Genomic DNA, 13,856 nt, shown 5'->3' with positions numbered 1-13,856 from the left:
CATATAACGTAACCATTAAAATATACTTTAATATTTTTACTCCTTACCTAACATCACGAATTCCGTCTTTCATTCGTTCACTCTAATTTTTATCCGTATTAACATTATGAGAAATAAGAAGTACAGGCCATATTGTTTATAAAATAAGTGAATGTATTACGATATAAACAAATGCACATAACTAACACTAGGCACATATCCTAAATTTGTACCCATACTTTCCAATAGAAAGGCAGGTAATACAATTGACTTCCAATATCGACTACACCTCTCCTTCAACCAATTTCACTCATGATGTAAGTAAAAGTAATTTTTTTAAGAAAGATGCCCAAAACTATATAAACGTACTTGGCATAAAACAATTAAATACTTTAGAAAATACTTCTTTACTAGATATTTATTTAAGTACAGGCAATGTTGTAGAACCACATATTCATCAAAATGCAGCTGAACTTGTTTACTGCATTTCAGGATCTGCTGTTGTTTCTTTACTTAATCCATTTACAAATCAAATATTAAACTTACCGATAAAACCAGGGCAAGTTGCCAACATTCCACAAGCATGGTGGCATTACGAAATCGCTTCAGCGGATAATACTCATTTATTAGCTATTTTCGATGCCCCAACCCCAGAAGTTATTTTTGGTTCTGATATTTTAAGATTAACTCCAGCCAATATGATGGCTCATACTTATTGCCTCAATGAACAACAATGGAAACAAGCGCTATCCCCCATTCAATCTACTACAGTAATTGGTCCCCCAGCAAACTGTAATCAAAACCGAGGAATGATAAATCCACCGACTCCACACCCTAATCAAAAACAAAATTTATATTACCAAGATTCATATTATTTCCCTCTTTACTGGGGATATTAATTTATACCATAAAGAAACAATCATTTATCTCCTTGGAAAATACCTAGGAGATTTTTTATCGTAACAATTAATAGAGTACATACATATAATAGTTATATATTTAATTGGAGGTGATAGTACTATGAGTAATTATAATTATCGAAAAAACTACTCTAATAATAAAAATAGTAGTTCATCAGCATCCTCTCAATCTTCCAATTCTCAGTCTTCCAATTCCCAATCACAAAGAGATTTAGCCGAGCAAGGCTATGTAAAGAAAAAAGGATGTAACTGCAATAAAAATAAATAAGATCTTTTTTAGCTATACAAAAAGGAATACTCTTAAAAAGAGTATTCCTTTTTTCAATGGTCACCATTTAAGACGCGATGCTTAGACGAATGTTATCCCTGCACTTGCGAATCCTGTAATAGCAGTAGCTATATCAAAACCTGGTGTAGTTGATGAAACAACAAGTAATATCTTATCTTGTGGAGCGACCGCAATTGCTTGTGCGCTAATACCACTCGCGGTATTACCGATAGCAATAAGACCACTAAATGCTGGTGTTAATAGTAACGGTGTACCTACTGGAGTGAAAGTATTACTTGCTGCTGGTGCGCTGTACAACTGCATTTGAATTTGTATGCTTCCTAACGCTAAAGAAACCGCTACAGTTACACTAAAGAATCCTGCTAACGAAGTAATTGTACCTGCGCGAGGAGCTACAAATGCGAAATCAAATACTGGAGGTACAGGGCCTATAGTAATCGGGCCACCAGGTGGGACAATTACAGGGAAGAATGAACTTCCAAATCCAAGAAGTGCTCCTGTGTTTGCTAATCCACCTAAAACAGTTGCTAATGCTACTGGCCCACCTGATGCATACGGAATAACTGCTCCAGCTCCCGTTGCCCCTGTTAGGCCTGTTGCTCCTGTTAGGCCTGTTAGACCTGTTAGACCTGTTGGACCTGTTGGACCTGTTGGACCTGTTGGACCTGTTACTCCTGTTAGGCCTGTTGCTCCTGTTGGACCTGTTGCTCCTGTTGGACCTGCTCCGGTTCCTGCTGGGCCTGTTGGACCTGTTGGGCCTGTTGGACCTGCTCCAGTTCCTGCTGGGCCTGTTGGACCTGTTGGACCTGTTGGACCTGTCGCCCCTGGAGTAGCATTTATTAATTGAATTAATAAATTAAAAAGAAGTTGTAAAGTTGCAGAATCAACATTTGAGTTGCAGGATATAGGGATAAGATCTAAAGCGAAGAAGAATTGTGCAAGGGCGCTATAAAATTGTTGCAATAATGTTGACAATTGTCCTAAATTAGGTGCTGGAGATTGTAATAAAACTATAATACTTTGAGTTAATTGTTTCAAAAAATTAACTTCTGGGGAAGGTAATAAGGAATTTAAGAAAATTAAAAATTGATTAAATAAATCGAGTAATACTAATCTGTTTGCATTACTTGGATTTGCAAAAAATGCTGAAATAGCTGATACTAATGAGTTTAGTAAAGTAATTAATTGACTTAATTGTACCCTAGTAATAGGGACTGACTGTGGATTTTTACAACAATCTGCTGAAAAAACAATCGGATTGCAGTTATTATGATCAAAACAATCATTATGTTTCATTTATTTCCTCCTTACTTTTCTTTTAGTTGAGTGTTTTCCTATTCTAAGTACTATAAAAGATGCGATTGAAAAAAGTAGTTAAGTTATATGTTTCTCTTAAAATAGGAAACATGAATGATAATCAAACTTGAAAACGTCATTTAATTATGTTCATGACTCACATATTAATTATATGTTTTTAATAATTGAGTGCTTAGATTAAACACCTAAACTTAAGAGTTTATTTTATTTTTCCACGTTTATCTCTTAAACCAAAGAATACATATTAATTTGAATACAAAAATTCAAATTAACCCTTAGCATATATTCCACAAATATCAACATCGCTTTTTAATTGTAGTAAAAATTATACCTTTAATAAAATTATGCCACTCTTCTAATCCTAAAGCCGTTTCTATTATAGAAAACTCTCATACAATATAGTGGACAAGTTATTCAATACTTCGTTCCAATAAAATATGAATAGGAGTGAGACTTAATTGCCTATCATTCAACCATTTATGGCATCTAGAAGATTCACATCTACACTAGGAGCCGGGACTGGCACAGGCGCAGCCTTTGCGGTTGCTGCCACAGCTTGCTTAAACGATGCGGGTACTACTGCAACTGCATTTCCGACTTTCACGTATTACAACCTATATGTAAACGGTATCCTTCAGCCAAGCGTGAACTCCAGTGTTACTACTGGCCCTACTGGCGCTATTACAATTCCTGGTGGAGATGCATTAGACGGCGGAATTCCAATCACAATCGAATTTATCGTCACTTAATTTTAACTACTTTAATGTAGAACAAAAAAGACAGATTCCTTTTCATTTAAGGATCTGTCTTTTTTAATTAATAATGATAAATTGTAAAATAATTGACGAACCTTGCGATGGTGGTTGATTATCCAATAAAGTTAGTTTACCAGTACTAACTTCATAAAATGGTTGTGGTTGCAGAATTCCATTAATAAACAAATTAATATATGAAACCTCACTAGGTGATAATATATTCGTTGTACCATATTGAGCTATGCCATCTGCATTTGTATATATAATTTTCTCTCCATCTGAAAAAGTGTAATATAACAAATTGGTTGTTGTTATGGGGCCAATCCCCCCAGTAGGACCTGTTGCTCCTGTTACTCCCGTTGACCCCGTTACTCCTGTTGACCCTGTTACTCCCGTTGGACCTGTTACTCCCGTTGGACCTGTTACTCCCGTTACTCCTGTTGACCCCGTTACTCCCGTTGACCCTGTTACTCCCGTTGGACCTGTTACTCCTGTTACTCCCGTTGGCCCCGTTACTCCCGTTAACCCTGTTACTCCGGTTGATCCCGTTGGCCCTGTTACTCCCGTTGATCCCGTTACTCCCGTTGGCCCTGTTACTCCCGTTGATCCCGTTACTCCTGTTACTCCTGTTGCTCCTGTTACTCCCGTTGGACCTGTTACTCCTGTTGATCCGGTTGCTCCTGTTACTCCTGTTACTCCTGTTGCTCCGGTTGCTCCTGTTACTCCCGTTGGACCTGTTACTCCTGTTGATCCGGTTGCTCCTGTTACTCCTGTTACTCCTGTTGCTCCGGTTGCTCCTGTTACTCCCGTTGGCCCTGTTACTCCTGTTGATCCGGTTGCTCCTGTTACTCCTGTTGCTCCGGTTGCTCCTGTTGCTCCGGTTGCTCCTGTTGGCCCTGTACTTCCAGTCGGAACATAAATTGGTGGAAGAGCTGGAAATGTAGGGCCAATATTCTCAGGTCCTATCCTACCTTTATTCATTGATAATTTATCATTCCGCTTCAATTCAAAACCTCATTCCACATATTTTTAACTAACATACATTATTATGGCTCTATTATTAAGGAATAACTACTCTTTTTCTTTCCAAATGATTCATATATTTATTAAACATTTTACCGTTACTATAAACTACTTCTATTAATAGAATAAAATGATAGTTCCATTCTAAAAATACTACACTTATTCGGTTCTAATTTAAAAATGAGGTGATTTATATGCAAGATAAAAATGAAAAAATAAAAGAAGAACTACTATCAATGGCTCTTGAAATAATTCTTCCATACAGACTTACAGGACCTACTGGGAATACTGGGCCTACCGGCAGTTCTGGGTCAATAGTTACAACAAACTCTATGTTCGCTAATAATACATTAGGTGGTCCCATCTCAGTTATATTAGGTGGAACTAATATTCCACTTTCTAATAACCAAAGCCTCAGTAATTTTACAGTTAACGCTTCAAACGATGTATTTACAATTCCTGTAACCGGAAGATATCATTTAACCTATCAAGTTAATACGACAACTTCTCTTCTTGCTGGAACAAGGTTACTATTAAACACTTCTACTCCACTTTCTGGCTCTGTTTTTTCTCCTGCTATATCAACTTCAAATTATAATAATAATTTAATTACTAATTTAATTGCTGGTAATACAATTTCACTTCAATTATTCGGTATATTATCCATTGTTAATTTAGTTGGAGGTGGTTCAACAGGTGCCTCTCTAACAATTATACGAATCGATTAAAAAATGATTCATTCTTTTTTTAATACACATTATTAAATACCAAGTCTGTCATAATAATAAGAACCACCCAATTATTTCATGGTGTTGATTACGTAACACAGAACAAATTGCACTATATTTATAATAGAAACTATCTATACTAAATTTTCCGTATATACATTATCAATTTACACTCACCCTTACCGATGTTACATTAAATAAGAAGACAGTTTCTCCTTTACGAACCATCTCTCAATACGTATTTGAGAAACATACTCCAATCCTATACGCGAGAGCAATACTATGTTGACACTCAAACGAGTGTCTTTTTTTGTAATTTAACACAAAATAAAAACCACCTTGCATAGATGGTTTTATCTTTTCTATATATAAATGCACACTTATGTAGCTGGATAATAAATTGTCATGCTTAATCGAGTCAAAGATTTTCCTAAATTATGATAAGAGTGTGATCTATCGGCCTTAAAACGAATGGAATCTCCACTATTTAATGTATACTGACAATTATTCACTTTTATTGTCAATTCTCCTTCAAATACCGTTATAAATTCTTCTGCTCCTTCTTTATGCCCTTCTGAACTTAGTTTCCCTTCCGTTTCTATTTCAACTGTATAGATTTCAAAATGTCTATCATCTTGAAAAGGAAAAGAAGGATACACTTTATATTTCCCATTATCTTCAGACAATACTTGAACATCATCCCGTAAAACCACTTTTGTATCGGGTTGTGGATTATTGATTAAAGAAGTAAAAGACACTTTCAATCCATTAGCAATTTTCCATATTGTTGTTAGTGTCGGACTTGATTCTCCTCTTTCAATTTGTCCAATCATCGTTTTACTCACTCCTGTTAATTGAGAAACCTTTTCTAAACTTAATTTTTCTTTTTCTCGTATTGTTTTTAAATTTTTCGCTAGAATAAGTTGAATTTCTTCCATAAAAAAACACCCCTACACTATATACAATATAACGACCGTTATGTATAATAAAAAGCACACGTTATATTGTTCTTTTCGGTCATTATAACATACAAAAAGTAATAAGGGGGTTTTGAAATGCCTATATTTTCTTTTTTATTATTTGTTTTTATAAGTAGTTTCACACCCGGCCCTAACAATTTTTTAGCTATGACATACGCCAATCAATACGGGTTAAAGAGGAGCATGCAATTTTGCTTTGGAGTAGCTTTCGGCTTTTTCATCCTCACTTCTTTATGTAGTTTCTTTAATGTAGTACTACTTAATATCTTACCCATAATCGAATTCCCTTTAAAAGTTTTAGGTGTAACATACATGTTATATTTAGCTTTTAAAATACTCACTAGTAAAGGCAGTACGAATCCCAGTGAAAAAGATAATAAAAACTTATTTACAGTGGGGATTTCTCTTCAATTCGTTAACCCTAAAGGGATATTATTCGGACTGACTGTAGTATCGACTTTCATACTCCCTTACTACAATTCATATTCAAGTTTTCTACTTTTTTCATTATTTCTAGGTGTAGTCGGTTTAATGAGTACATGTAGTTGGAGTTTATTTGGTTCAATATTCCAAAAATTATTAATAAAACATAACCAATTATTTAACATCATTATGGCCGTTTTATTAGTCTTCAGTGCCGTTTCAATCGTTATACACTAGTTCAATGCTCATTCTAATTTTAGATTTTTGTACTTTTTCATACCAATCTATATTTCCTAATCTTTGTCCTTAATGTCATAAATATTTAGTTTCCACACCCATCTGTTTTTTATTCACATACTGCCCTTAACTAACTACTTTTCTCTAGTAGAACTTTGATATGGGAATATTGTTGTACACAGATCCGCCCTTATTTATTCTCGTATTACCAGCCTATAACCTTTCATACCGTTTCATTGAGCACCTGATGCTGGATCGGAAATAAAGTATGGTAATCCCTTTAAAGTTTTTTCAATTCTAGATTATCTATCTTCTAAAACAAAGTACTCAAAAAAGAAAACCACAACTTAAAACATTAGTTGTGGTTTTCTTTTTTCGTAATATTCACTTTAAAATCTATTTATAATAATATTGAAAAATACGGTATAATATAAGTTACTGTTCTTTGGGAGGGTTATAATGTCTGATAAGTATAAAATTTTCATTCATATTGTTACCGCATTTTTTTCTTTCTTTTCCTTAATAAAAGATTTCCGCAACACTTCAAAAAGTTTCTTTTGGGGTAGTTTTGTAATTCTTACAAGCTTCATAATACTTTTAACACTCGCTTTAGATTTAACTCAAATACTCCTATATTCAACGCAGATAGCGCTTGAGATTATTACAATACCACGTAAACTATTTCTACCATCTGTCACTGAGGCCGCTAGTTTTTACTAACAACTCGTAATTCTACAAAAACACATAAATTACATACCTGAACAACTGTATATTCCACCCTTTTTGTAACTTAACTACGTTTAATCTGCATTTTTGCAATCTAAAACGCTATTCATATGTTTTACCAGAGATTCAAGGTGATACTGTCAAAGCATTTAATGAAAGACTATTGGGTTTAGCGATGTTTACAATCATGAAAAATGCGGTTTCTCTTTTCTAAAGAAACCACACCACATGAATATTATTATTAAATTTTAAACTGACTCGTATACAATTCAAAGTAAAACCCTCGATCCTCCATGAGAGATTCATGATTCCCTCTTTCTAAAATACTCCCATCCTTTATAACGAGGATTTGATCTGCCTTTTCAATCGTTTTGAGTCGATGAGCGATTACGAAACTCGTTCTACCTCTCATTAAATTGTTTAATCCTGCTTGAATTTGCAATTCTGTTCTCGTATCAATATTAGATGTCGCTTCATCAAGAATTAATATGTCTGCATCTGCTAAAATTGCCCTTGCAATCGCAAGAAGTTGTTTTTGTCCTTGACTTAAATTCGATCCTTCTGAAGCAATCTCTGTTTCATATTGTTTCGGTAAATGTTTAATAAAAGAATGTGCCGATGCAGCCTTTGCTGCATTGATTACTTCTTCATCACTTGCATGTAATCGTCCATAACGGATATTATCCATGATTGTCCCAGCAAATAAATACGTATCTTGTAAAACTACTCCTATTTTACTTCGTAAAGAATTGATATCATAATCTTTTATATCTTTTCCATCAATATGAATTTGCCCTTGCTGTATATCATAAAATCGAGTTAATAAGTTTATAATTGTTGTTTTTCCCGATCCCGTTGGACCAACTAAAGCAATTGTCTCTCCAGGCTGTGCCTTAAGACTTACTTCTTTTAAAATTGTTTTATTTTCCACATAACCAAACGAAACATTCTCAAGTTCAACATGCCCTTGTATATTTTGTACAATGAATGCGTCTTTTTTATTTTGAATTTCTGGTACCTCATCCATAATTTCAAAAACTCGTTCTCCCCCCGCAACTGCCGCTTGAATCGTATTCATTAACGTTGCAAATTGACTTAGTGGTCTTGAGAATTGACGAGAATAATTAATAAACGCCGCAATGACACCTACTGTTGTCATACCGTTTAATACCATAACGGATCCAGTCCCAATTACAAGCCCCATTCCTAAGTTATTAATAAAGTTCATACTCGGAAAAATAAAAGCTGAAAATGTATCAGCCTTCGTTGCTGAAATTCTTAGTTGTTCATTAATTTTATTGAAATTTTGTACGGTTTCTTTTTCTTTCCCGTATAACGTTGTAACATCCGCGCCTGTTATAGCTTCTTCAATAAAACCATTTAATTCTCCTAAATCTTTTTGACGCTTTGCAAAGTTTTTACCACTATATGCAACAAGTTTTTTTGTAACGAAAAACATAATAGGTACTGTAATTAAAGTTACAAGTGCCAAAATCCAATTTAATGAGAACATCGCAATCGTCACACCTATAAAGGTTAAAGCTGATGAAATAATCTGTACGACACTTTGCGTCAACGCTTGATTTAAATTGTCAATATCATTTGTCACACGGCTCATTAAATCACCTTGAGAACGTACATCAAAGAACCGTAAAGAAAGCGTTTGGATTTTCCCAAATATATCTTGTCGTATTTTTTGAATTGTCTTTAATGCAACATTAATCATGACATACGTTTGTAACCATGTTAAAAGCACCGTTACACCGTAAATTGCAATAAGTAACATACACATTCTTGCCGTACCGTTTAAATCTTTCGGTACAATATATTGATCTATAATTACTCCCATAAAATATGGACCTAATAACCCAAGTAATGTCGTAACAAATACTAGAAATATAACGAACATTAGAGCAGCCTTTTCATACCCCATATAGTTCCAAATCCGTTTTACAGTTCCTTTAGTATTTTTAACTTTTCCACTCTTAGGTGCGTTACGTCCACCTTTATTAGCAAATTGTCCTTGAAAATTACGCATGTTCTTTCCCACCTTCTTTATGCAAATTACCACCTTGGGAAAGATAAATTTCCTGATATACCTCACATTGTTCTAGCAGTTGTTCATGTGTACCATCACCAACTAATTCACCATTATCTAATACGAGAATTTTATCAGCATCTATTATAGATGCGATTTTAGAAGCAATTAATAATGTCGTTGTTCCTTTATATTCTGTTCTTAATGCCGATTGAATGTTCGCTTCTGATTTCGCATCAACTGCTGATGTAGAATCATCTAATATAAGAATAGATGGTTTTCTCACAAGCGCTCTTGCAATGGATACACGTTGTTTTTGTCCACCTGATAAATTCGTCGCACCTTGTGTTAAATTATAATGATACGATTCTTCCAACTTGTTAATAAACTCAGTCGCACACGCAGATGAAGCTGCTGTTTCCAATTCATCGTGTATTGCATCTTCTTTACCGTAACGTAAATTCTCTTCTATACTTCCTGAGAACAACAATGCCTTTTGAGGTACAAAACCTATCGAAGCACGTAATTTTTGTAAATCGTACCTCTTAACATTTATTCCGTCAATACAAATTTCACCTTGCTCAATATCATATAAGCGTGGTAGCAGTTTAGCTAAAGTAGACTTACCACTCCCTGTAGAACCGATAATCCCTACTTTTTCACCTTTACGTATGCTGAATGAAATATCTTTTAAAACGTATTCATTATTTTTCGTATAACTATAACTAACATCTCTAAAATCAATATTCCCTTCGATTTTCTCAGGTTCAATTGCGTTAGCTTCGTTCATAATATCAACTTCAGTATTTAAGACTTGTTGTACACGATCCGCAGATGGAAAAGCTCGAGCAATTTGAATAAATACCATACTAATAGACATAAGTGCCATTAAAATGATATTCAAATAGTTAATAAATGCTAAAATCGCACCTACTTGAAGAGTTCCATTAAATACTTTTTCTCCACCAATCCATAGTGTTGCGACAATTCCACCACTGACAACTAGCATAATAATTGGCATCATTAAGGAAATAAGCTGCACAGCTCGAATATTTATCTTCGTTAAATTTGTATTCACATTTCCAAACTGAGAAATTTCATATTTTTGTCTTACATACGCTTTTATAACACGTACACCAGATAAATTTTCTTGTAACTTTGTATTCACTTTATCTAATGCTTCTTGCACCTTTTTAAACGTTCCACTCGCTTTACTTGCAATTAAAATAATCGCCAGTAATAAAATTGGTACAACTACAAGTAATATTGGAAATAACTCTCGCGCTGTTACAAAAACAATAATTATACTTCCGATAAATAACAAAGGGCCACGAACGAGAACACGTAATGTCATCGTCATCGCCGATTGAATTGATGTAATATCATTTGTCACAATCGTTAATAATTTTCCGGTTCCAAATGCATCCCGATTTTTACTAGAAAATGTTTCTATTTTTGTAAACACATCTTTTCGTATGTCTGTAGCGAAATTTACAGCTGCTTTTGTAGAATACATCATACACCCAAGTCCTCCAACTAACCCAAGTGCCGCTGCTCCTAACATAAGAAGCCCCATTTTTATTACATAATTCAAATCCCTATTTGCAATCCCAACATCAATAATATGTTGCATAATAGTCGGTTGAATTAAGTCCATCGCAACCTCAAGTACCATAAATAGCGGTCCAATAATAGCGAAGAACATGTATGGTTTTAAATACTGTAATAGCTTGCGAAATGATTTCATACATAATCTCCTTTTTCCATGAAATTACCACTGAGTAATTCATATCCCTCCTTATTTAAACCCTATAGTTTGTAATTTCTTCTTTACTTTTATTATATTATGCAAATTAATATTTAACATTATTAAATGATAAGCATTAATGACTTTTCGGTCAATAAATGTGCTTTATAAATATACAAATACAAAAACCGCATTCTTAATGAAAAGAATGCGGTTTTTTATCTATATTTCTTCAATTGTAAAATCGAAAAACTCAGTCTCAAATCCTTTGTTTTTAGAAGGACTACACGTGTAAAAGCCTATTTTAACAGGCTCATTCCCTATATCCTCCATTAAATGAGCGATTCTTATTTGTTCCCATCGCTGACTTATTTTCACATATATTGAATAATCACCGCGTTTTCGAATAATTCGAAAACGAAGTTGTTGCTTAGCTGCTTCAGTTGGATAATCTTGCGTTGACCAGTCAGAATATCCATTATTCGTTACGACAGCACCTAAATGAGATGGCCCCTCAGGGATATATTCTAAAGAAGTTTTTAACCAACAGTTCTCCGAAATCATAACAAAAAGACCTGCTTGATCGTATGTCGCATTTGGATTCATACGTAACTGAACTTCAGCCTGAAAATCTGTCATAATCTCATTATAAAATACATGACCATTCATTATTTCAAAGCCATAATGTGTTTTCAGCCAAAAATCTGTTTCTGCCTTCGAATGGACAATGAATGTATGATTTTCTTCCAGTTTGTAATATTCAGGTACATTCATTACGGTAAGTTGCTCAATATGATTTGGTATATATGATGTTTTCATAATTCCTCCATAAAAAAGCAATTAAATTAATATTTAAAACTCGGTTAACACCGGGAATTTATAACCTTTAAAATCTAATTCCTTATTACTTCGAACCATTAAATACTTACTAGTCTGTAATTCTGTATATTGTACATCATCAATTCCTAATTGATCTGGGCAAAAATAAAATTCAATCTCCTTAAATTCCCCAGAGATTTCCTCACATAATTCATCTAAAATCGGAAGTACCGGAGCAAACACTCCATATAATTTTAGTTTTTGATTTTCTATTGTAAAAACAATCAACGTATCTAATTTCTCTGAATAATATAGGTTTTCATTCCATGTTGAATCATACATATTTAAATAAAACGACGAGCGGTAATTTAACGTTGAAAATGTATTAGAAAGCCTTTGGCCATTTTCAATCATCTCATGTATTAATTGTCTATCCTCTTCATTATAAAAATCTAACTTTTTAAGTTGAGAATCTTTATCACTCTTGTTTTCGTATGATACTTTCATCAAATATTCTTGCACAATTTGAAAACCAAATGGTTTATATAGTTCTGGATTTTCAGTAAATAAAAGCGCACACTCACATTGCTCATCAATTTCTTCTATCATCTTACTAAACAATTGTTTCATTAACCCTTGTCGACGATGATTCGGATGTGTCATTACCGATTGAATACCCACTGCATTTATTTTTTCACCATTCATTAAAAGCGGAAGTGAAAATGCAGCAACATTCGCAATCACTTTGTTATCTTGTAAAAATGATAAAGCTTTATATGTATAATCCCAATATCCTTTCTCCGTAAAATCACGTAATGTTTGACTTTCAATACCAAACACTTCTTCAAATAAAGGAAATAACTGCTCTCTTTTCGGTTCTTCTATTAGAAGATTTGCAAATTTTTCAACATTCCCCATGTTGTCCCTCCATACTTCAATTCCATAAAATTATATATGGTTATATGACCTGCCCTTAAAATAATAGGTCTTACAAATCAATATACTATCATAAAATATAAAAAAATAATCCAATTAATTTTATGTTTTCACAATTAGAAAAAAAGTCGAATAAAACAATATTAAGATTTTTGTATATTAATAAGGTTATTATATAAAAACAGTGCTTTCTAGTTAGTTTTTACTAATAGAAATGCACTATTTATAAAAATATTTTTTTATTCTTTTATTCCTTCAAGCCTCTCCTTCGTATTTATTTCTTCTCCCCTCAGTCGCTTTTCAAATGTCTTTCTCCAACTAGTAGAAAGTGCATGTACTTCTAAAATTCTCTTTATCCCTTCTATATTTTGTTTTTCCTTATGCATAATACGATTAGCAAACGCTACTGTAATACTTATTGGATCAGATTTCAGCAACTTTAACGTATCAACTGGCGATACCCACCCTTCTTTTAATACACGAAAATAAAATCCTGTATATCCTGTTTCTTGAAAATACAGTGGTAACTTTGGAATATTGTATTTCTTAGCTAACTTAAAACAAGGTTGTCTTGGTTGCGTTACTTGTACTATCGCTTCTCCGAGCTCAAACGTATCACCGATACAAACATCCTCTTCACGCATACCACTTACTGTTATATTTTCTCCGAATGCTCCATATTCAAGGTCTTGATTCAATGTTTCTTCCCAATAACTATAATGTTCACCCGAATACACACAAACCGCTTTATCCACCCCTCCATGATGAACTAAATCCGCCTGACCATCACCTTTAAATTTTAAAAATGATAAATATATAGGTTCCTTTGTTTTCGTTTTATTTATACCCGTATGAATTAATTTTCCTCCATACATAACTTCTTTTGGAAATCCTATATTTAGTGATAGTACCTCATATAGTTTATTCATCATAATTGCC

General features: G+C 33.7%; 14 protein-coding genes. 6 read left to right on the top strand and 8 right to left on the bottom strand.

Annotation, left to right across the window (positions count from 1 at the left end):
- Positions 1-245 precede the first annotated feature (245 nt).
- Positions 246-878 carry a cupin domain-containing protein gene (locus MHH42_RS12115; protein ID WP_016108394.1) on the top strand — a complete coding sequence of 211 codons (633 nt, stop codon included), beginning with the start codon at positions 246-248 and terminating at the stop codon, positions 876-878.
- A 121-nt stretch (positions 879-999) separates the two neighbouring features.
- The gene (locus MHH42_RS12110) at positions 1,000-1,167 is read left to right on the top strand and encodes a hypothetical protein (RefSeq protein WP_002096615.1); all 168 of its coding nucleotides are present in this window, start codon (positions 1,000-1,002) and stop codon (positions 1,165-1,167) included.
- A gap of 81 nt (positions 1,168-1,248) precedes the next feature.
- Here MHH42_RS12110 and MHH42_RS12105 read toward each other — a convergent pair whose 3' ends face one another.
- The gene (locus tag MHH42_RS12105; RefSeq protein ID WP_340893419.1) at positions 1,249-2,484 is read right to left on the bottom strand and encodes an exosporium glycoprotein BclB-related protein; all 1,236 of its coding nucleotides are present in this window, start codon (positions 2,482-2,484) and stop codon (positions 1,249-1,251) included.
- Between the two features lie 479 nt (positions 2,485-2,963).
- On the opposite strand from MHH42_RS12105, the gene MHH42_RS12100 reads away from it, so the two are divergent.
- A complete protein-coding gene (locus tag MHH42_RS12100) occupies positions 2,964-3,254 on the top strand; it encodes a DUF4183 domain-containing protein (RefSeq protein ID WP_001121652.1) in 291 nt (96 codons plus the stop codon).
- 63 nt (positions 3,255-3,317) lie between these two features.
- Here the strand turns inward: MHH42_RS12100 and MHH42_RS12095 are convergent, their stop codons facing one another.
- Positions 3,318-4,265, bottom strand: a complete 948-nt coding sequence (locus MHH42_RS12095; protein ID WP_340893418.1) for a DUF4183 domain-containing protein — start codon at positions 4,263-4,265, stop codon at positions 3,318-3,320.
- 212 nt (positions 4,266-4,477) lie between these two features.
- Between MHH42_RS12095 and MHH42_RS12090 the strand changes: the two genes are divergently transcribed.
- On the top strand, positions 4,478-5,011 hold the full coding sequence (locus tag MHH42_RS12090) for a BclA C-terminal domain-containing protein (RefSeq protein ID WP_016108390.1): 534 nt from the start codon (positions 4,478-4,480) through the stop codon (positions 5,009-5,011).
- Between the two features lie 380 nt (positions 5,012-5,391).
- Here MHH42_RS12090 and MHH42_RS12085 read toward each other — a convergent pair whose 3' ends face one another.
- The gene (locus tag MHH42_RS12085) at positions 5,392-5,949 is read right to left on the bottom strand and encodes a helix-turn-helix domain-containing protein (protein WP_016108389.1); all 558 of its coding nucleotides are present in this window, start codon (positions 5,947-5,949) and stop codon (positions 5,392-5,394) included.
- 117 nt (positions 5,950-6,066) lie between these two features.
- Between MHH42_RS12085 and MHH42_RS12080 the strand changes: the two genes are divergently transcribed.
- Both MHH42_RS12080 and MHH42_RS12075 read left to right on the top strand, forming a co-directional pair.
- On the top strand, positions 6,067-6,651 hold the full coding sequence (locus MHH42_RS12080; protein ID WP_001121301.1) for a LysE family translocator: 585 nt from the start codon (positions 6,067-6,069) through the stop codon (positions 6,649-6,651).
- A 459-nt stretch (positions 6,652-7,110) separates the two neighbouring features.
- A complete protein-coding gene (locus MHH42_RS12075) occupies positions 7,111-7,371 on the top strand; it encodes a hypothetical protein (protein ID WP_340893417.1) in 261 nt (86 codons plus the stop codon).
- Positions 7,372-7,618: 247 nt separating this feature from the next.
- Here MHH42_RS12075 and MHH42_RS12070 read toward each other — a convergent pair whose 3' ends face one another.
- The 5 genes from MHH42_RS12070 to MHH42_RS12050 all read right to left on the bottom strand — a co-directional run bounded on the left by MHH42_RS12070 (position 7,619) and on the right by MHH42_RS12050 (position 13,849).
- On the bottom strand, positions 7,619-9,415 hold the full coding sequence (locus tag MHH42_RS12070) for an ABC transporter ATP-binding protein (protein ID WP_016108388.1): 1,797 nt from the start codon (positions 9,413-9,415) through the stop codon (positions 7,619-7,621).
- Complete coding sequence (locus tag MHH42_RS12065; RefSeq protein ID WP_016108387.1) at positions 9,408-11,162, bottom strand: ABC transporter ATP-binding protein; 1,755 nt, start codon at positions 11,160-11,162, stop codon at positions 9,408-9,410. The genes MHH42_RS12070 and MHH42_RS12065 overlap by 8 nt, the downstream gene beginning before the upstream one ends.
- 222 nt (positions 11,163-11,384) lie before the next feature.
- Entirely contained in the window at positions 11,385-11,981 is a 597-nt protein-coding gene (locus MHH42_RS12060) for a DUF1349 domain-containing protein (protein WP_016108386.1), read from the bottom strand.
- Between the two features lie 33 nt (positions 11,982-12,014).
- A complete protein-coding gene (locus MHH42_RS12055) occupies positions 12,015-12,899 on the bottom strand; it encodes a GNAT family N-acetyltransferase (RefSeq protein WP_000528657.1) in 885 nt (294 codons plus the stop codon).
- Positions 12,900-13,156: 257 nt separating this feature from the next.
- A complete protein-coding gene (locus tag MHH42_RS12050) occupies positions 13,157-13,849 on the bottom strand; it encodes an MOSC domain-containing protein (protein ID WP_002038647.1) in 693 nt (230 codons plus the stop codon).
- Positions 13,850-13,856: the final 7 nt, after the last annotated feature.

The sequence above is a fragment of the Bacillus sp. FSL L8-0099 genome (genome assembly GCF_038006385.1).
GTDB classification, from domain to species: Bacteria; Bacillota; Bacilli; order Bacillales; family Bacillaceae_G; genus Bacillus_A; species Bacillus_A toyonensis.
This window is presented reverse-complemented; position numbering and strand designations above follow the sequence as displayed.